The sequence below is a fragment of the Streptomyces sp. JJ66 genome (assembly GCF_019303495.1).
Taxonomy (GTDB): domain Bacteria; phylum Actinomycetota; class Actinomycetes; order Streptomycetales; family Streptomycetaceae; genus Streptomyces.
Genome location: NZ_JAEVFI010000009.1, coordinates 119,296 through 137,432 on the forward strand (window position 1 = coordinate 119,296; position 18,137 = coordinate 137,432).

The following is an 18,137-nucleotide window of genomic DNA, read 5'->3' on the forward strand; positions in this document are numbered from 1 at the left end:
CGTTCCCTTCGATTCGTTCACGTCATGCCCCGGCGCGGGCGGCGATTCCGGCCGCGTACCGCAGCGTGCGGCGATAGGCGTCGGTGTCGGCCACCCGGGGGAGTCCGAACCGCTCCCGGAGCTCCGGCATCGAGGTGGGCAGCACTCCGCCGCTGGAGCGGGTGACGTCGCTGACGTCTCGCAGCACGGCGAGGTAGGAGCGGGTCGCCGGCGGGAGATGGCCCACGTTCCGCGCCTGCTCGCTGTCCGGGTCCACCACCGGCGGGGGATTGAGTCGCCCTCCGCGAGCGGCGAGGTGCTCGGCGCACACCCCGAGCGCCGCTTCCATGTCCATCGCCTCCGCGCCGTAGGTCACCCAGAACTCACCGCGGGTCAGGTCACTCCCGATGGCCGCGAGCACCGCGTGGGACAGCAGATCCTGCGGTACGACGTCGATCCGGTTCCCCTGGTGTACGGGGAGGAACGGTGCCCGGCCCCGGCAGATCCAGTCCGAGAGCAACTGCACGATCTGGCCCCGGGAGGTTTTGCCGGTCGCCGCGTCGCCGATGAGATTGGTGGGGCGGAACACCGTGTGCGGGACGCCCGCCTCGCGCAGCAGCCGCTCCGCCGCCAACTTGGAGCGCACATAGGCGGCGGTGACGTTCCCGTCGCCGAGCGGCGGGTGCGCCCCGGGCAGCACCGCCGCGACGAACGCGGTGCTGATGAAGTGCACCGGTGCCCCGGCCCGCAAGGCGAACTCCGCGACATGTCGGGTCCCCCGCACATTCACCGGCTCATAGGCGGCGGCCGGCAGACCCCACTCGGTCAGCCCTGCGGAGTGGATCACCACGTCCGTCTCGGCGGCCAGCTCCCGGTAGGCACTTGGCGACAGGCCCAGCCGCGGCCGGGTCACATCGGCGGTGACCACCCGCGCGGCATCCGGCAGCGCCACCGGGCGACGGGCCGTCGCGATCATCCGCATGGCCCGGCCGGCTGTTCCGGCCTCACGCAGCAGCGACTGCCCGACCACACCCCCGGCCCCCGTGAGCAGCACCGTCCGGACGCCGGTCACGACCGCCCCTCCCGCCATTCGAGAACCCTGCTCGCGCCACGCACGCCCACGGTGAGCAGCGGCTCCGGCGGGAACGACGGCGCCCCCTGACCGGCGAGCCCGTCCACGCAGAGCAGGCGGGTGAACTCCGAGTCCTTCCCGAGCAGCAGATCGCGCAGCACCTGACCGCCGAGATGGGTCGCGGAGATCCCGTTGCCGCAGAAGCCGTATCCGTACCAGATCCGGCCGGGCAGCACGCCGAAGTGCGGGGTGTAGTCGCGGGTGATGTCCACCGGGCCGCCGTAGGCGTACCGGAACGCCACATCGCGCCACATGGGGAAGAACCGCTGGAACTCGGTGAGGAGTGCGCGGTAGGCGCGCGGTTCGGCCATGCGGCGGTGCCGCAGATCCCGGCCGGGGAAGTAGAGCGCCGGGCCGCCCGCCCACATCAGGCGATTATCCGCGGTGAAGCGGGCGCAGGTGAGGAAGGTCCTGGCCTCCACCAGCCCCTCGCGGCCTGGCCAGGCCACCCGGGCGAGCTGGCCGTCCGTCAGCGGATCGCTCACCAGGGCGTAGCTCCACACCGGGATAACCTTGTTCCGGAAGGGCCGGAAGGCGGACTGGTGGACGTTGGTGGTCAGCACGACGTGATCGGCTGTGACCAGCCCGCCGGGGGTGCGGACCCGGGGCCGGGCCCCCGGCACCACCCGCAGCGCCGGGGTGCGGTCATGGACGGTCACCCCCAGCTCGCGCACCACGCGGGCGAGCCCGCGGGCGAGCTTGAACGGATTGACCAGAGCGCCGACCGAGGCCAGTGCGCCCAGCAGTGCGGGGGACCCGACGCGCTCGCGGGCCTCTTCGGCGGTCAGTAGCCCGGGGGCCGCGCCGGAGAGCCGGGTGGCAAGCTCCCGGTCCCGTTCCAGTCGCCGCAGCTGCGCCGGAGTGGTGGCCGCCAGGAGGTAACCGGTCGGTTCGTACTCCGCGTCCACCCGGTGGCGGCGGAGGAACCGGCCGATGCCCAGCACGGAACGGCCCACGGCCCGGGACGCCTCGGCCGCCCTCCGCTCACCGAAGTTGCGTGCCAGCGACTCCACGTCCTTGCCCAGGGTGGGGGTGACGAAGCCGTCGGCGCGACCGGAAGCACCGTGCCCGGAGTACTCGGCCTCCAGGACGTGGATGTCCAGGGCGGGTTCGGCGAGCTTGAGGAAGTAGGCCGTCCACAGCCCTGCGAACCCGCCGCCGACGATGCAGACGTCGCATTCCAGTGATTCCCGCAATGGCGGTCCGGGCTCGGCTGGCTCGGTCTCCTGCCAGTACACGACATTCTTCAGGACGCTCATTCAGCGCACCTTTTCCAGTACGATCCGGGCGAGACCAAGATGCCTTTTCTGGAAATGCTCTGCGGAAGTCCTCAGATATCTTTCGTAGGATGCGTAGGTCCGCTTGCCGACCATGGACTCAGCCGCTTCGCGGTGTGTGATGAGACGGCTGTGCCACTCCTGCACAGTGCGGCTGTAGTGTTCCGGGTCGTTGCGGAGTGCGACGACATCGAAGCGTCGCTCAGCCGCCTCGACCACCTCGGAGAGTGCCGGAATCTCAGATTCCGGGAAGACGCGTTCCATGATGAACAGCAGATCGCTGACCGCGCGCCGGTCAAGGCGCACGTTGTTTCCCTTGATATTGGTCTGCAGGGCGAGCCGCCCGCCGCGCGGCAGCCAGCCGGAGCAGCGCTCGAAGAACTCCCGGTACGCCGCCACGCGCTCGGCGCGGCGCAGCCCGGTGGCGGCGAAGTGCTCGAAGGCGCCGATGGAGATGACGGCGTCGTAGCCCTCCTCTGGCGTGTGGTCCTGCCAGCTCTCCAGCCGCACCTCGGTGCCCGGCAGTTGCTGCCCGCGCACCCACTTCGCCTGGCTCTCGCTGAGGGTCAGGCCCACGGCCCGCTCCACCCCGCTGCCCTCGGTCAGCCGCCGCAGCAGGCTGCCCCAGCCGCACCCGACATCCAGCACGCGGCGCCGGCCGGCGGCCTTCGCGGCGGTGATGAGGTGGTCCAGCTTCCGCTGCTGCGCCTGCTCCAGCGTTTCGGCGGGATCTGCCGCGTCGTCCCACAGAGCGCAGGTGTATGTGAGCGAGCGATCCAGCCAGAGGGCGTAGAAGTCGTCGGAGACGTCGTAGTGGTGGCGTATCGCCTCCGGGCTCGCCCCCCGGCGCACGGCGACCCGGCTCATGCCGCGCCGCTGCCGAGCTTCGCGTCCCGGGCCAGCTGCACCAGATCCCCGATGGTTCTCACATCCGCCGCGCGGCCCGGATCGAACTCGATTCCCACCTCGTCCTCGATCTCGTAGACGACATCGGCGATCTGCAGGCTGGAGAGGCCGACGGACTCAAAGCTCGTCTGGGCGTCCAGCGTGTGTTCCGATGCCCGGCTGCCGAGTTTCTTGGCGATGAGCTGACACACCATCTCTACCGTGACCATCGCGCATCCCTTCCTGACCGCGTCGCTGATTTTCCCCGCAGCCTAAATGACCCCCGCGCGCTCCGGAATGACAGATGACTGCCATACGGGGACTGGCAGGAATCTGCTATCCGTCACCCCTTCCCAGGGCGGGGACGCGAAGGTAGAAATCCGAGGACAGCCGGGAACTCCCCGAAAGCATTCGGAGGAACGGGCACACATGACTCACTCTTCCTCAGTCGGCACCACCCGGTCACGCGTGACGGACTACATCGCGGACTTTCTGCGGGCACAGGGCGTTCACAACTGCTTCGGCGTGGGCGGCGCGAATATCGAGGACCTCTACGACGCGCTCCACCACACGGGAGAGCCGATGCGTGCCTTGGTGGCCAAACATGAGTTCTCGGCCGCGGCGATGGCGGACGGCCACTACCGCGCTTCGGGGCGGCCCGCCGCGCTCGCCGTCACCTCCGGCGCCGGAGCGATGAACCTGGTGCCCGGCCTGGCCGAGCTGCGCGCCTCCCAGATCCCGGTCCTGGCACTGATCGGCCAGCCGCCAGCCAAACTCGATGGACATGGCTCTTTCCAGGAGACCTCGGGCCTCGGCGGCACCCTGAGTGCCGAGCGGCTCTTCAGCCAGCTCGCGGTGTACTGCGCCCGGGTGGAAGAGGCGGAGGATATCCGAACGCTGCTGCCTGAGGCGTGGGCACGGGCGCAGGCGGAACCCGCCGGGCCGGCCGTGCTGCTGCTGCCCAAGGACGTCCAGCAGTCCGTGCTCACCTCGTGGGCACCCCCGGCAGCTGTCCGGCCGGCCCGCCGCCCGCCCGCTTCCGCGCGGCGGCAGCGGGAGGCCGCCCGGGTCCTGGCCGCCGCCGGGACCGAGCCGGGCGGGGTGGTGGTGATCGCCGGGCGCGGTGTGGCCTCCGCCAACGCCCGGAACGAACTGCTGCGTCTCAGCGACGCGCTGGGCGCGGCGGTCGCCGTCGCCCCCGACGCGCGGGACGTCTTCGACAACCGCCACCCCCGCTTTCTGGGCGTCACCGGGGCCATCGGCCATGGGGCCGCCGAGGCGGCGCTGCGCCGGGCCGCCGCCGTCCTGCTCGCCGGGACGCGGCTGCCGCAGCTCGCTGGGGGACCGCTGCGGGAGCGGCTGAAGGACGTACCCGTGGTCGGCCTCTGCGACCGGCGGCCGTATCTCGCCGCGGACCAGGCCGCGCTCGTCCATCTCGACGGGCCACTGCGGCAGGAACTAGTCACCCTCACCGAACTGCTGCCCGCTCCGCCGGAAACCACTCAGGCGACGCCCACCCCGCCGAGCCCCGCCACGGCCGATATCTTGGCGGCCCCGCTCGACATGCGCACCGCCGTCACCACGCTCGCCGGTCAGCTCCCGGACGGCGCGGTCGTGGTCTGCGACGCCGGGAACTGCGGCGCCACGGCCATCCACCACCTCCCCACGCCGCCCGGCGGCCGCTTCGTCGTCGCACAGGGCATGGGCGGCATGGGCCACAGCTTCGGCGCGGCCGTGGGCGCTTGCCTGGCCACCGGCGCCCCCACCTTCGTCGTGGCGGGTGACGGAGCCTTCCTGATGCACGGCCTGGAAGTGCACACCGCCGCCGAACTCCAGCTTCCGATCACCTTTCTGATCCTCAACAACAACGCGCACGCCATGTGCCACACCCGGGAACACGTCTTCTTCAACGCCGAGTACAGCTACAACCTCTTCCGTCCCACCCGCATCGCGGAGGGGGTGGCGGCCATGTTCCCGCACCTGCCGGCCCGCGGCGTGCGCACGGCTGGAGAGTTGCGCCAGACGCTCCAAGCCCGCCCCGGTTCCGGCCCCCTCCTCATCTCGGTGGACGTCGATCACCGGGAGATGCCGCCCTTCACCCCGTTCCGCCCGCACACGCGGACTACCGAGGCCATCCCACCGAATCACCCATCGCACCAGAACTCCGAAAGGCCATGGCATGACCTACACCCCGCCTCCCGCCATCCCGCCCGCGATCGCCGAGGTCCCCGGACTGCTCCGCTGGGAGACGACCCCGAGGGAGGAGGCGATCGCCCAGGCGCACGCCCTCACCAGGGAGAGCTTCACCTATGACGAGGTGTACGGCCGGTTCTGCACCGTCGAGGAGTACATCGACGCGCCGCCCCGCGCCGTCTACGACTATCTGTGCGAGGTACGGCACCTCAACGAGTACACCTACAGCACCCGCGACTTCGAGCCGGTGGCGGGCAAGCCGGGCCTCTACGTCGGCCGGGACACCCTGATCAGCGACGACACCAGGATCTATCTGAGCTACCGCACCAACGCGGAAGCGCTCACCGTCGATATGCACTGCGCCTGGGACCAGGGCGACGACCTGTGGATGATCTACCTCTACCGCGTCGTGGACGCCCAGGTCGTCCTGGGCAAGCCGGGATCCGTGGTGCTGTGGACCAACTGCCGCCACCCCTACTACGACAAGAACCCCAACCCGGAGCTGGCCCCGAGCCCGGAGCGCCCCTGGGTGGGCGACTTCTGGAACCTGTTCTACGCCGGTCACTTCCTGGAATTGCAGAACCTCAAGAAGATCCTTGAGTTCCGGCACGGCGGCGGATCGGCGGGCGACGCGTGAAAGCCGTCAGCCTGCTGGAGGTGGCCTCCTACCTGCCGCCCCGCCGGGTTCCCACCCAGTACTTCCTGGACCACCAGGCCGAGGCCGCACCGATGGCCGAGCACGAGATGTTCCGGCCGCCCGCCCACCGCCACCTGGTGGCCCGGGAGGAGAGCGCCGCAGACATGATCGAGCAGGCCGGACGCACCTTGCTGGAACGGATCGGGCCCGCCGAGGCGCGGCGCATCGATTTGGTCCTCACCAACGTCCTGCTGCCCGACCTGCCGTTCACCGGCTCCGGGGCTGAGACCGCCCACCGCCTGGGCCTGCGCCCCGACTGGGTCCTCGACGCACACAACGGCGGCTGCGCGTCCTTCGTCCACATGCTGCGGATCGCCCGGGCCCTCATCGGCACCGGCCAGGCTCGGGCCGCGCTGCTGTGCAACGTCCAGAACGGCGCCGGCAACGTCATGGACCAGCCCGGGGTCCGGACCCTGCCGGAAGCGGTGATCCCGGGCGACGGCTGCGGCGTCGCGTATGTCGCACTATCGGACGAGTCACCCATCCTCACCGTGGAGACCCGAAACCTCGGGGAGTACTCCAAGGACTGCGGGCTGACCCTCGACGACGGGCGTAAGTACTGGGAACCGGGCCAGAGCGAGATGCACGTCGGCTTCACGCCCGGCCGAGTCGCCGACATCATCGAGCGCGGCAACCGACTGGTACCGGAGGTCGTCACCGCCGTCTGCGAGCGCCTGCACATCAGCACCGCCGACATCGACGCACTGATCACCAACCAGCCCAACCGCGTGTTCCTCCACAAGTGGCAAGCACAACTGGGCATCAAGCCGGAGCGGCACCTGGACACCTTCGACGAGTTCGGGAATCTCTTCGGCGCTGGGGTCCCGGTCACCCTGGAACACGCCCTGCGCCAGGGGCGCGTCGCGGACGGCGACCTGCTGATGCTGGCGGGATTCGCCCATGCCGGAGACTTCGCCGGCGCCGCCGCCGTGCGCTGGCGCACGGCGGTGTGACCCCGGCGCCTCCCGCCTCCCGCCTCCCGGGGGAGGCGGGAGGCGCCGGGCAGGGCCTACGCATCCCCCGAAGCCGGCGGACCCGGCTCCGGCAGCACCGGGCGGGCCAGAGCAGCGGTCAGGCCGTCGGGGACGGTCAGGTCCTCGACCAGCCATCCGGCACGGTGCGGGCCACCACCGCCACCCACGGTGGCCTGCACCGCGCCCGGTGGCCACGCGCCCGCCAGGACTTCCACGGCACGCAGCTCCGCGCCCAGCCCCAGCCCCCACGCCTTGCTCACCGACTCCTTGCGAACCCAGCCGCGCAGCAGGGCCGCGGGCCGGTCCGCCGGGGGCAGCCCGTCCAGCCAACGCCTTTCCCGTGCGCTGAAGCAGCGCCGCGCGGCGGCCGCACCGACCAGCCCGCCGCCCTGTTCCGCCGCCTCCAGATCCACGCCCAGCGGTCCGCTGTCGCACACGCCCAGCAGCCACCAGGCGCCCGAGCGCGAGACGCCGACCTCCGGGCCGTGCTCCGGCCGGCGCAGGCTGGGGCGGCCGTGCGCCGGGCTGCCGCACCCCCGAGGGCACGGCAGCCTGCCCCATTCCAGGCTCTCCGCCGCCACCCCAAGCTCCGTCCCCAGCACCCGCCGGATCCCCGCTCGGGCAGCGACATAGCGGGACCTGACCCGCACGTCCGTGATGGCGAGAGCACGGGCACGCTCCCCCGGGTCGAGCAGCGCCCAGTCCGCCGCGCGGCCCGCCGAGTCGTCCGACCTCCCCAGCCAGAGGCGGACGGCGGCGGCCTGGGCCGACGGCGGAACGGTCAGGCGCTCCAGCACCGCAGCACCCGGGCCACATGCATGCGGGACGGGCAGTCCAGCTTCCGCATCACCTGCCGCAGATGATTGACCACCGTCCACTCGGAGATCGCCAGTTCGCGGGCGATCTGGCGATTGGTCATGCCCTCGCTGACAAGCTGGGCGATCTGGAACTGGCGCGGGGTCAGCGAACGCGCCTCCCCCGGGATGACGGGACCGTCTACACCGGGACTACCCGCCACCGGTTCTCGGAGCCCGCCGGCCGGTGGCGGGAGCAGCCGCAGCGCGGCCCGGATGCCCTCCGCGCACAGCTCCTCGCACTCCGGCTCGGCTGCCTCACCGAGCCGCACACGTGCCTGTTCCACCTGCACGCTGTCCGCTCCGGCGGCCAGGCCGTGCCTGCGCCGGACGGCGCGCGCCACCGCCAGCACCCGGGCCACGTCGGCACTTTCCCCGGGGGGCGCTGTGGCGGAGACCAGGGCTATCGCCTCCAGCGCATCGGCCGTCTCCTCCGGGGCGGGCCAGGGCAGCAGCAGCGCCAGGGCCGCGCCAGCCGCCTCGTGCGCCTCAGCCGGGCGGCCCAGCTGGCGGCGCACCCGCGCCAGCGCAGTACGGACCCCAGCCCGCACTGCGGGGTCAACGGAGGCACCCTCCAGCTCGGCATCGGCCTCCACCAGCATCCGCTCGGCAGCCTCGGCGGCCCGCCCGGCCAAGCTCAGCGCCCAGGTGCGGCGCAGCGGTGCGGCCTCGGCGGGGCCGCCACAGGCCCGCAGCCCGGCCAGGGCCGCCTGACGCGCCCCGTGCGGATCGCCCGTCCGCCGAGCCAGCTCGGCGCGCAGCGCCGCCAGACCCGGCTCCGCCATACCGGAGCCCTCTGGCGCCGACAGCGCCGCGGACTGTGCCAGGGCGCCCTCGGCGCGAGCGTGGTCGCCCCGGGTCATCGCCCACCGGGCGACGACACGGAACGCCGAGGCCCCCGAGGCGGCGTCCGCTCCACCATCCGCGGCCCACTGGGCCAGTGTCTCCAGCCGACCCGCGTAGGCCGCCAGCAGGGTCTGGTCCGACGTGAGCCCATGGCGCAGGGCGGGCTCCTCAAGGAGGAGCAGTAGCCGCAACTCCTCGCCGTAAGCCCCGAGGTGCTGGAGAAACCGGATCAGGGTGAGCAGATCGGGAAGCCGGCCCCGCAGCGTGGTCAGAGCCCTGGCGCGCACGGGGTCCTGCGGTGTCCAGCGGGCGTCGCGCAGGGCAGCGCACGCGCGTTCCAGGAGCGCCTGGACGGCGGCGGCGTGCTCCTGCCGCAGCGCCGCCTGCAGTCGCGGTGCGGCGCCGAGGCAGCGCCGGAAGTGGTGCCGCACCGGGTGCGGCATGGTGAACTCGTGGCCGTCGCCATCCCGGGCGGTGCTGGTCAGCAAGCTCTTGTGCACCAGGGCCGCCAGACCCCGCTGGGTCTGCTCCCGGCTCACTCCGCTGACGCGGCACGCGAGGCCCATGTCGATGGCGGACTCGAATACCGAGAGTCGCCTGGCCAACTCCCGCTCCTCGGATGTCAGAGCAGAGTCACCCCACCGCAGGGCACGGGCCACGGAGCGGTGCCGCTCCGGCAGGGTGCGAAGCCGGCTGTAGTCGCCGAGGCGGTCCACCCGCACCCTGCGCAGGATGTCCTCCAGCTGGAGCGGGCCGAACGCCTCGGCCGCACGCTCGATGCCCAGCGGCAGGCGCTCGAGCTGCTCGCAGATGTCGCTGACCGACTGGAGAGTGGCGGGGTCGTCGAAGACCGGACGGTAGTACGGGCTCACCGACTCCCGGAACAACCGCACGGCATCGCCGTCCGGCCCGGGGGACAGCCCCACCAGCGGCAGGACGTACTCCGAGTGGATGTCGAGCGGGACCCGGCTGGTGCAGATCACCGTGAGCTCCGGGTCGGCCGTGAGCAGTTCCGTTGCCGCCGCCGCGACCTCGGCCACCGCGAGATCGCAGTTGTCGAGGAGCACGGCCCGGGCGTCCGGCCCCCATGGCCCCGGCAGCAACTCCCGCAGCGTGCCGGCCGTTCGGCCCGGTGCGGTCAGGGCGAGGTCGCGGACGGCGATCGTCCCGCGATGGTGCGGCAGCGCGTGAAGCGCGGCGAGCGCCAGACTGCTTTTCCCGACGCCGACCGGTCCGGTCACGGTCACCAGTCTGCGCCGTGCGACGGTCAAGAGGCGGTGAAGAAGTTCCAGTTCGCGACTCCGGCCCAGCAGTGGCGACGCCACATAGATCTCGTCCCCGTTTCTGACGACGGGTTCGCCTGGTTCTACACTGGAGATCGGGCCCTCATGCAGCAATGTCATGCTTGGTTCCCCCCTGGAAGCGTACCCAGTGCCCTCCCGGCGGCATTCCCCCGTCGCCCGAGCCACGCTTCCTCGGGACGGACTTGCCGACCGCGGCACCAGCCAACACATGCTGAGGCGCCGACCCTACCTCCGTCGGCCGCCCCGGCGAAGCGCGATTTCCTGTCTGCCCGGGGCCGCTTCGCGGATCCGTGAAATGCTTGCGGCCAGGTGCCCACTTGTGAAAAGCAACTCGCGGCGTCCGGGTGGTCATCCCCGTGCCAGCCGATCAACGCGGCCACCGTCTGCACGCGGTAGCCGGGGTGGCAGACCACCCGCCTTCGACCGCGAGGCATACAAGCAGCGCAACACAGTCAACGCTGCATCAACCGCTTGACGCGGTGGCCCGGGATCGCCACCCGCTACGCGTCACGGGCAGCATTTCTCCGGTCTGCCAGGTGATCCAAACGAAACCGCCTAGGTCACGTGCGCTTCTTACGCTTCTCCCGCACCCGCACGGAGAGCTGGATCGGGGTGCCGGTGAAGCCGAACTCCTCGCGCAGCCGCCGCTCGATGAAGCGCCGGTAGCCCGCCTCCAGGAAGCCGGAGGCGAACAGGACGAACCGTGGCGGGCGCGTTCCGGCCTGGGTGCCGAACAGGATGCGGGGCTGCTTGCCGCCGCGCACCGGGTGCGGGTGGGCGGCCACCAGCTCGCCGAGGAAGGCGTTCAGCCGCCCGGTGGGCACCCGCGTCTCCCAGCCTTCCAGGGCGGTTTCGATGGCGGGGACGAGCTTTTCGACGTGTCGCCCGGTCCGCGCGGAGATGTTGACGCGCGGCGCCCACTGCACCTGCACCAGGTCGCGCTCGATCTCGCGCTCCAGGTAGAAGCGGCGCTCGTCGTCGAGGGTGTCCCACTTGTTGTAGGCGAGCACCAGCCCGCGTCCGGCGTCCACGGCCATCGAGATGATGCGCAGGTCCTGGACGCTGATGGACTCGCTGACGTCGAGCAGGACGACGGCGACTTCGGCCTTCTCCAGCGCGGCCGCGGTGCGCAGCGACGCGTAGTAGTCGGCGCCCTCGGTGAGGTGGACGCGGCGGCGGATGCCCGCGGTGTCCACGAACTTCCATGTCTTGCCGCCCAGTTCGATCAGCTCGTCCACCGGGTCCCGGGTGGTGCCCGCCTGTTCGTTGACGACGACGCGCTCCTGGCCCGCGACCTTGTTCAGCAGCGAGGACTTGCCGACGTTGGGACGGCCGATGAGCGCCACCCGGCGCGGCCCGCCCAGGGCGTCGCCGAAGGTTTGCGCCGGGGCCTCGGGCAGCACCTTCAGCACCTCGTCCAGCAGGTCGCCGGTGCCGCGTCCGTGCAGCGCCGAGACGGGGTGCGGTTCGCCCAGGCCCAGGGACCACAGCATGGCCGCGTCCGCCTCGCCGGAGGGCCCGTCCACCTTGTTGGCGCACAGCACCACCGGCTTGCCCGCCCGGCGCAGCAGCTTGACCACGGCCTCGTCGGTGTCGGTGGCTCCCACGGCGGCGTCCACGACGAAGACCACGGCGTCCGCGGCCTCGATGGCGAACTCGGCCTGCGCGGCGACGGCGGCGTCGATACCCAGCACGTCGATCTCCCAGCCGCCGGTGTCCACCACCTTGAAGCGGCGTCCGGCCCACTCGGCCTCGTAGGTGACGCGGTCGCGGGTGACGCCCGGCCGGTCCTCCACGACGGCCTCGCGGCGGCCGAGGACGCGGTTCACCAGCGTCGACTTGCCCACGTTCGGGCGGCCGACGACGGCGAGCACGGGCAGCGGGCCGTGACCGGCCTGGCCGAGGGCGCCCTCGACGTCCTCGGCGTCGAAGCCCTCCTGCGCGGCAAGCTCCATGAACTCCGTGTACTCGGCTTCGCCGAGCTCACCGTGCCCGTGCTCGTCGCCGGAGCTGATCTGGTCGTTCATGAGGTCCTGTCCTTGGCTGGAAGCTGCGGGAAGTGCGTGCGGTGGGGAAGGTGAGGGGGTACGCGGTGCCGGTCAGCGGCCGGTGAGCCGCCTGGCCTCGGTCAGGTGCGCGCTCAGCCGCTCCTGTAGCCGCTCGGTGGCCTCGTCCATGACCTTCCGGGTGCGGCGGCCCTCGCCACCGACGGACACCGGGTCGCCGAAGACGACGTCGATGCGGCTGCGCAGCGGCGGCAGCGCGGGTATCGCCCTGCCGCGCTTGCCGGAGCTGCCGAGCACCGCCACCGGCACGACCGGCGCGCCGGAGCGGACGGCGAAGTAGGCCAGCCCGGCGCGCAGCGCGGCGAAGTCGCCCGCGCCCCGGCTGCCTTCGGGGAAGATGCCGAGCACGCCACCGTGCTCCAGGACGCCGAGCGCGGCGGTGACGGCAGCACGGTCGGCCGTCCTGCGGTCCACCGGCACCTGGCCGATGCCGCGCAGAAACGCCCCGAGCGGGCCGGTGAACGCCTCCTGCTTGATCAGGAAGTGCACCGGGCGCGGGCAGGTGCCCATGAGCACCGGCCCATCGACGTTGTGCGCGTGGTTGACGGCGAGGATGGCCGGGCCGGAGGCCGGCAGGCGCCGGGCGCCGAGGACCCGCGGCCGCCACAGACCGTTGATCAGCCCGATCCCGATGCGCCGGCCGGTTTGTGCGCCGCGTGCGCTCGGCAGCGGCCGGTCCTGGGTACTCACGCCGTGCGCTGCTTGTCTTCGATCAGCGTGACGACGCACTCGATGACCTGCTCCAGGGTGAGGTCGGTGGTGTCCACCTCAATGGCGTCGTCCGCCTTGGCCAGCGGGGAGGTCTTGCGGCTGGAGTCGGCCGCGTCCCGGCGCATCAGGGCCTCGCGGGTGGCGGTGAGGTCCACGCTGCCCTGCTCGCCGACGCGGGCCTTCAGCTCGCCGCCCCGGCGGGCGGCGCGAGCCTCGGGCGAGGCGGTCAGGAACACCTTGAGGTCGGCGTCGGGCAGCACGGTGGTGCCGATGTCCCGGCCTTCGACGACGATGCCCCCGGCCGCCTCGGCGGCGATCCGGCGCTGGAGCGCGGTGATGGTGGCCCGGACCTCGGGCACGGCGCTGACGGCACTGACGGCCGCCGTCACCTCGGCGGTGCGGATCGGCCCGGAGGCGTCCACCCCGTCGGCGGTGATCGTCGGCGCGGAGGGGTCGGTGCCGGAGACGATGTCGGGCTTGCCCGCGGCCGCCGCCACCGCCTGCGCGTCGTTCACCTCGATCCCGTTGGTGAGCATCCACCAGGTGATCGCCCGGTACTGCGCGCCGGTGTCCAGGTAGCTGAGACCGAGCTTGGTGGCGACGGCCTTGGAGGTGCTGGACTTGCCCGTGCCCGAGGGGCCGTCGATCGCGACGACGACGGGTGCCGGAACACCCTGGGGGACGGGGGTCGCACCCTGAACGGTTGCAGCCACGGTGAAGAGGGCCTTTCTGGAGCCTGCGGGCGGATGCCGGGGCGGGATTTGCCCCGCCCCCAGGCTACCGGGAAGTGCGCGGCCGCCTCACCGCGCCGGGTAGCCGCCGGAAGCGGCGCGGGCGAGGCGCCCCCGGAGGACGGCCGAGGGGCCAGGGCACACGCCTGCGGACGGACGCGCCCCAGGCCGGACAGGCGACCGGGCGCGCACCTGAGGACGGGCGCGCCTGAGGCCGGGGCGGCGTCCGGAGGCGCGCCTGAGGACGAGGCGCGCCTCAGGTCTGCCGGATCGCCCAGCCGCGCTCGCGCAGCACCTCCGTGAGCCGGACGGCGGCCGCCTGCTCGACCATGAGCTGCACGTGCCCGGCCTGCTGCCCGGTGGCGTGCTCGATCCGCACGTCCTCGATGTTGACGCCCGCCTGGCCCGCGTCGGCGAAGATCCGGGCCAGCTCGCCGGGGCGGTCGCTGATGAGCACCGCCACCGTCGCGTACGCCGTCGGCGTCTGGCCGTGCTTGCCGGGGATGCGGGACCGTCCGGAGTTGCCGCGCCGCAACACGTCCTCGATGCCGCCGGAGCCCTCGTGGCGCTTGGCGTCGTCGGCCGACTCCAGCGCGCGCAACGAGCGCACCGTCTCCTGCAGGTCACTCGCCACGGCCGCGAGCACGTCGGCGACCGGCCCGGGGTTGGCGGAGAGGATGTCCAGCCACATGCGCGGCTCGGAGGCGGCGATGCGGGTGACGTCGCGGATGCCCTGCCCGCACAGCCGCACCGCCGTCTCGTCCGCGCTCTCCAGCCGGGCCGCGACCAGGCTGGACAGCAGCTGCGGGGTGTGCGAGACGAGCGCGACGGCGCGGTCGTGGGCGTCGGCGTCCATCACCACGGGCACCGCCCGGCACAGCGCGACCAGTTCCAGCGCCAGGTTCAGCACCTCGGTGTCGGTGTCGGCCATGGGCGTGAGCACCCACGGGCGGCCCTCGAACAGGTCGCCGGTGGCCGCGAGCGGCCCGGACTGCTCGCGGCCCGCCATGGGATGGGTGCCCAGGTAGGTGCGCGGGTCGCCGCCGAGGTCGGCCAGCTCGCGGCGCGGGCCGCCCTTGACGCTGGCGACGTCCAGGTAGCCGCGCGCCACGCCCGCGCGCTGCGCCTCGGCCAGCACCGGGGCCACCCGGGCGGGCGGCACGGCGATGACGGCCAGATCGACCGGCCCCGGCGGCGGCTCGGCCGTCCCGGCGCCCAGTGCGGCGGCGGTGCGGGCCTGCTCGGTGTCCCGGTCGCGCAGGTGGACGGTGACGCCGCGTGCGGTGAGGGCGAGCGCGGCGGAGGTGCCGATCAGGCCGGTGCCGATGATCAGTGCGGTCCGCATGTCAGAGGCCGACCTCGCGCATCAGCATGCCGACCTCGGTATTGGTCAGGCGCCGCAGCCAGCCCGACTTCTGGTCGCCCAGCGGGATCGGCCCGAACTTGGTCCGCACCAGGCGGTCCACGGGGAAGCCCGCCTCGGCGAGCATGCGGCGCACGATGTGCTTGCGGCCCTCGTGCAGCGCCACCTCGACCAGGTAGTTCTTCCCGGTGTTCTCCACCACCTTGAAGTGGTCGGCGCGCGCGTAGCCGTCGTCCAGCTTGACGCCGTCCTTGAGCCGCTTGCCCAGGTCGCGCGGGATCGGCCCCTGGATCGCGGCCAGGTAGGTCTTGGTCACGCCGTAACGGGGGTGGGTGAGGCGGTGGGCCAGCTCGCCGTGGTTGGTGAGCAGGATCAGGCCCTCGGTCTCGGTGTCCAGCCGGCCGACGTGGAACAGGCGCGTCTCGCGGTTGGTCACGTAGTCACCCAGGCACTGGCGGCCCTCCGGGTCCTCCATGGAGGAGACGACACCGGCGGGCTTGTTCAGCGCGAAGAACAGGTAGGACTGCGCGGCGACGGTCAGGCCGTCCACCTTGATCTCGTCCTTCTCCGGGTCCACGCGCAGGCCCTGTTCCAGCACGATGCGCCCGTTGACCTCGACGCGGGCCTGCTCGATCAGCTCCTCGCAGGCGCGACGGCTGCCCATCCCGGCCCGGGCCAGCACCTTCTGCAGGCGCTCCCCCTCCGGCTCGTCGAACGTCTTGGGCAGCTTCAGGCCCGGCTTGTCGTGCCGGGCACGGTTGCGCTCCTCGACCTGCGCGTCGTACTCGCGGGAGCGGGCGGGCGCCGTGCGCCGGGGCCTGCCGCCCTGGGCGCCCTTGCCCCCCGGCGTGCCCTTCGCGCCCTTCGTGCCCGGGCCGCCCTTCCCGCCCGGGCCGCCCTTCCCGCCCCTGGCGCCCGGCTGGGCGGGCTTGCCGCTCCGGCCGGGCGCCGACTGGCCGCCCGGACCGCCCTGGCCGCCCGGCTTGCCGCCGGTCTGGGAACCCGTCGTCGGGTAGCGGCGCTCCTCCGGGCGGGGGCGGCCGCCGTCGCGCCGCTGCCGGTTGTCCCGGCCGCCTGTCGCGCCCCGGTTGTTCCGGTCGCTGTTCCTGCCGCTGCTTCGCATGTATTCCGTCTTACGTCCGAGCGTCGCCGCTGTCATCGTCGTCTGCATCTACCTCGAACGACGGCACGCCCTCCTGGCTCTCGCCCTCGACCGCGTCCGCCTCGGGGAGGAAGGGCGCGAGCTCCGGCAGCTCGTCCAGACCGCGCAGGCCCATCCGCTCCAGGAAGTAGTGCGTCGTCACGTACAGGATCGCACCTGTCTCGGGTTCGGTGCCCGCCTCCTCCAGCAAGCCCCGCTGGAGCAGGGTGCGCATGACCCCGTCGCAGTTCACGCCGCGCACGGCGGAGACCCGCGAGCGGCTGACGGGCTGGCGGTAGGCGACGACGGCCAGGGTCTCCAGCGCCGCCTGCGTCAGTCGCGCCTGCTGGCCGTCCAGCACGAAGCCCTCGACCGCGTCCGCGTACTCGGGGCGGGTGAAGAAGCGCCAGCCGCCGGCGACGAAGCGCAGCTCGAAGCCACGGCCCTGCCGGGCGTAGTCGTCGGCCAGCTCGCGCAGGGCGTCGGCCACCGCGCGGCGCGGACGCTGGAGGACACGGGCGAGGTGTTCCTCGGTGGCTGGCTCGTCCACGACCATCAGCACCGCCTCCAGCGCGGGCTTCAGCTCCAGCTGGGCCACGCGGCTGGCTCCGGCGGGCGGGCCGCCCTCGCCCGGTGCCGCCTCGGGTGCGGGGGTGGTTGTGGTCTCGCTCACTGCCTGCTCGCCTCCTGTGGCCCGGCCCCGTCCTCGGGCTGGGGCTGCCGGTCGAACTCGTCGGTGACGCGGGGCGCCGCGTCCTCGGCGCCGCTCCAGTGGACGGTGAGCGCGCCCAGCGCCTCGTCCTGGTCCAGCGTGACGGCCCGCTCCCGGTACAGCTCCAGCAGGGCCAGGAACCGGGCGACGACGGTGAGGGTGTCCCCCGCGTCCGCCGTCAGCTCCGCGAAGGTGGCCGCGCCCCGCGTGCGCAGCAGCGTCACGATGACCTCGGCCTGTTCACGCACGCTGACCAGCGGCGCGTGGATGTGGTCGATGTACACCCGCGGCCTGGGCTTGGGCCGCATCGCCTTCACCGCCAGCCGGGCGAACCCCTCGGGGCCGATCCGGATGACGACGTCCGGCAGCAGCTCGGCGTGGTGGGGTTCCAGGCCGACGGTACGCGGAAAGCGGCGCGCCTCCCCGGCCAGCCGGTCGGCGAAGATGTCGGCGACCCGCTTGTACGCGCGGTACTGCAGGAGCCGGGCGAACAGCAGGTCGCGGGCCTCCAGCAGCGCGAGATCGGCCTCGTCCTCCACCTCGGCAGACGGCAGCAGCCGGGCCGCCTTCAGGTCCAGCAAGGTGGCGGCGACGACCAGGAACTCGGTGGTCTGGTCCAGGTCCCAGTCAGGCCCCATGGCCCGGATGTGCGCCATGAACTCGTCGGTCACCCGGGAGAGCGCGACCTCGGTCACGTCCAGTTTGTGCTTGGAGATGAGCTGAAGGAGCAGGTCGAACGGCCCCTCGAAGTTGTCCAGTACGACGGTGAAGGCCGCGGATTCCGTGGAAGCGGGCGCTGGGGAGCCAGCTCCCGTGGGGTCAGCCGCCAGGGGCGGAGCGTCCGCAACCCCCGCCGCCGGGTCCTTTGGCGCTGACGGCGCGGGCGGCGCGCTCAGGGCCTGGGGAGCCACCCGCTCATCCGGTGCGGGTGCGTTCGGCACGTCGGGTGCGTTCGGATCGCAGGTGGCAGGCTCGGGTGCTTCCACCGGGGACGCGGCGTCTGAGCCCGGGGGCGGCGGCGGAGTTTTCGCGGCCAGCGGTCCGGTGCCGCTCGTCTCCTCAGCCGCCGTGCTGGGCGGCGGGGGGACGCCGCGCCCCAGGGCCCGGCGGGTGGGGCGGGCGGCGGCGGGTGGTTCGGGCGAGCTCATGGCGTGCGCACCTTATCGCCCGCCACGGGTCCCGGGCCGTGGCCGCCACGCTCCAGGCCGCGCGAACTGGCCCGCGCCCGCGCTCCACCGTGCCCGGGCGGTCCGGCGAGCCCGGAGCGGTTCA

General features: G+C 72.7%; 16 protein-coding genes. 3 read left to right on the forward strand and 13 right to left on the reverse strand.

The window, feature by feature from the left end; all coding sequences use genetic code 11:
- Positions 1-22 precede the first annotated feature (22 nt).
- Genes JJV70_RS08965 through JJV70_RS08980 form a run of 4 tightly spaced genes read right to left on the reverse strand, consistent with a single transcriptional unit; the run spans position 23 to position 3,503 of the window.
- A complete protein-coding gene (locus JJV70_RS08965; RefSeq protein ID WP_219047237.1) occupies positions 23-1,051 on the reverse strand; it encodes an SDR family oxidoreductase in 1,029 nt (342 codons plus the stop codon).
- Positions 1,048-2,370: an FAD-dependent oxidoreductase gene (locus JJV70_RS08970; RefSeq protein WP_219047238.1), complete on the reverse strand. Its 1,323-nt coding sequence runs from the start codon at positions 2,368-2,370 to the stop codon at positions 1,048-1,050. Before JJV70_RS08970 ends, JJV70_RS08965 begins: the two co-directional genes overlap by 4 nt.
- The gene (locus JJV70_RS08975) at positions 2,371-3,255 is read right to left on the reverse strand and encodes a cyclopropane-fatty-acyl-phospholipid synthase family protein (RefSeq protein WP_219047239.1); all 885 of its coding nucleotides are present in this window, start codon (positions 3,253-3,255) and stop codon (positions 2,371-2,373) included. It abuts the gene before it with no gap.
- The gene (locus JJV70_RS08980) at positions 3,252-3,503 is read right to left on the reverse strand and encodes an acyl carrier protein (protein WP_219047240.1); all 252 of its coding nucleotides are present in this window, start codon (positions 3,501-3,503) and stop codon (positions 3,252-3,254) included. Before JJV70_RS08980 ends, JJV70_RS08975 begins: the two co-directional genes overlap by 4 nt.
- Positions 3,504-3,702: 199 nt before the next feature.
- On the opposite strand from JJV70_RS08980, the gene JJV70_RS08985 reads away from it, so the two are divergent.
- From JJV70_RS08985 to JJV70_RS08990, 3 genes are read left to right on the forward strand one after another with little or no spacing between them, the layout of a single operon-like run.
- The gene (locus tag JJV70_RS08985; RefSeq protein ID WP_219047241.1) at positions 3,703-5,586 is read left to right on the forward strand and encodes a thiamine pyrophosphate-binding protein; all 1,884 of its coding nucleotides are present in this window, start codon (positions 3,703-3,705) and stop codon (positions 5,584-5,586) included.
- Complete coding sequence (locus tag JJV70_RS22580; RefSeq protein WP_308294752.1) at positions 5,543-6,103, forward strand: SRPBCC family protein; 561 nt, start codon at positions 5,543-5,545, stop codon at positions 6,101-6,103. Before JJV70_RS08985 ends, JJV70_RS22580 begins: the two co-directional genes overlap by 44 nt.
- Positions 6,100-7,116: a 3-oxoacyl-[acyl-carrier-protein] synthase III C-terminal domain-containing protein gene (locus JJV70_RS08990; protein WP_219047242.1), complete on the forward strand. Its 1,017-nt coding sequence runs from the start codon at positions 6,100-6,102 to the stop codon at positions 7,114-7,116. The genes JJV70_RS22580 and JJV70_RS08990 overlap by 4 nt, the downstream gene beginning before the upstream one ends.
- 56 nt (positions 7,117-7,172) lie before the next feature.
- On the opposite strand, the gene JJV70_RS08995 is transcribed toward JJV70_RS08990, so the two are convergent.
- The 9 genes from JJV70_RS08995 to JJV70_RS09035 form a co-directional block, all read right to left on the reverse strand.
- Positions 7,173-7,934: a 4'-phosphopantetheinyl transferase superfamily protein gene (locus JJV70_RS08995; RefSeq protein WP_219047243.1), complete on the reverse strand. Its 762-nt coding sequence runs from the start codon at positions 7,932-7,934 to the stop codon at positions 7,173-7,175.
- Positions 7,919-10,351, reverse strand: coding sequence for a LuxR C-terminal-related transcriptional regulator (locus JJV70_RS23180; RefSeq protein WP_306823428.1), 2,433 nt, complete (start codon positions 10,349-10,351; stop codon positions 7,919-7,921). The genes JJV70_RS08995 and JJV70_RS23180 overlap by 16 nt, the downstream gene beginning before the upstream one ends.
- A gap of 350 nt (positions 10,352-10,701) precedes the next feature.
- Complete coding sequence (gene der / locus JJV70_RS09005) at positions 10,702-12,168, reverse strand: ribosome biogenesis GTPase Der (RefSeq protein ID WP_219047245.1); 1,467 nt, start codon at positions 12,166-12,168, stop codon at positions 10,702-10,704.
- A gap of 72 nt (positions 12,169-12,240) precedes the next feature.
- Positions 12,241-12,897: a lysophospholipid acyltransferase family protein gene (locus JJV70_RS09010; protein ID WP_308294750.1), complete on the reverse strand. Its 657-nt coding sequence runs from the start codon at positions 12,895-12,897 to the stop codon at positions 12,241-12,243.
- Positions 12,894-13,631: a (d)CMP kinase gene (gene cmk, locus JJV70_RS09015; protein WP_219047247.1), complete on the reverse strand. Its 738-nt coding sequence runs from the start codon at positions 13,629-13,631 to the stop codon at positions 12,894-12,896. Before cmk ends, JJV70_RS09010 begins: the two co-directional genes overlap by 4 nt.
- A 274-nt stretch (positions 13,632-13,905) precedes the next feature.
- Positions 13,906-14,994 carry a prephenate dehydrogenase gene (locus tag JJV70_RS09020; RefSeq protein ID WP_219047248.1) on the reverse strand — a complete coding sequence of 363 codons (1,089 nt, stop codon included), beginning with the start codon at positions 14,992-14,994 and terminating at the stop codon, positions 13,906-13,908.
- Position 14,995: 1 nt separating this feature from the next.
- Positions 14,996-16,135, reverse strand: a complete 1,140-nt coding sequence (locus JJV70_RS09025; RefSeq protein ID WP_219047279.1) for a pseudouridine synthase — start codon at positions 16,133-16,135, stop codon at positions 14,996-14,998.
- Between the two features lie 10 nt (positions 16,136-16,145).
- On the reverse strand, positions 16,146-16,826 hold the full coding sequence (gene scpB / locus JJV70_RS09030; protein WP_374227264.1) for an SMC-Scp complex subunit ScpB: 681 nt from the start codon (positions 16,824-16,826) through the stop codon (positions 16,146-16,148).
- Complete coding sequence (locus JJV70_RS09035) at positions 16,823-18,013, reverse strand: ScpA family protein (protein ID WP_257573628.1); 1,191 nt, start codon at positions 18,011-18,013, stop codon at positions 16,823-16,825. Before JJV70_RS09035 ends, scpB begins: the two co-directional genes overlap by 4 nt.
- Between the last annotated feature and the right edge of the window lie 124 nt (positions 18,014-18,137).

Excerpts from the sequence above, each read along its gene's own strand:
- der (WP_219047245.1), bottom strand. The coding sequence starts at position 12,168 with ATGAACGACCAGATCAGCTCCGGCGACGAGCACGGGCACGGTGAGCTC.
- JJV70_RS09035 (WP_257573628.1), bottom strand. The coding sequence starts at position 18,013 with ATGAGCTCGCCCGAACCACCCGCCGCCGCCCGCCCCACCCGCCGGGCC.
- JJV70_RS08975 (WP_219047239.1), bottom strand. The coding sequence starts at position 3,255 with ATGAGCCGGGTCGCCGTGCGCCGGGGGGCGAGCCCGGAGGCGATACGC.
- JJV70_RS09025 (WP_219047279.1), bottom strand. The coding sequence starts at position 16,135 with ATGCGAAGCAGCGGCAGGAACAGCGACCGGAACAACCGGGGCGCGACA.
- JJV70_RS08970 (WP_219047238.1), bottom strand. The coding sequence starts at position 2,370 with ATGAGCGTCCTGAAGAATGTCGTGTACTGGCAGGAGACCGAGCCAGCC.
- JJV70_RS23180 (WP_306823428.1), bottom strand. The coding sequence starts at position 10,351 with ATGTGTTGGCTGGTGCCGCGGTCGGCAAGTCCGTCCCGAGGAAGCGTG.
- JJV70_RS08985 (WP_219047241.1), top strand. The coding sequence starts at position 3,703 with ATGACTCACTCTTCCTCAGTCGGCACCACCCGGTCACGCGTGACGGAC.
- JJV70_RS09020 (WP_219047248.1), bottom strand. The coding sequence starts at position 14,994 with ATGCGGACCGCACTGATCATCGGCACCGGCCTGATCGGCACCTCCGCC.
- JJV70_RS08980 (WP_219047240.1), bottom strand. The coding sequence starts at position 3,503 with ATGGTCACGGTAGAGATGGTGTGTCAGCTCATCGCCAAGAAACTCGGC.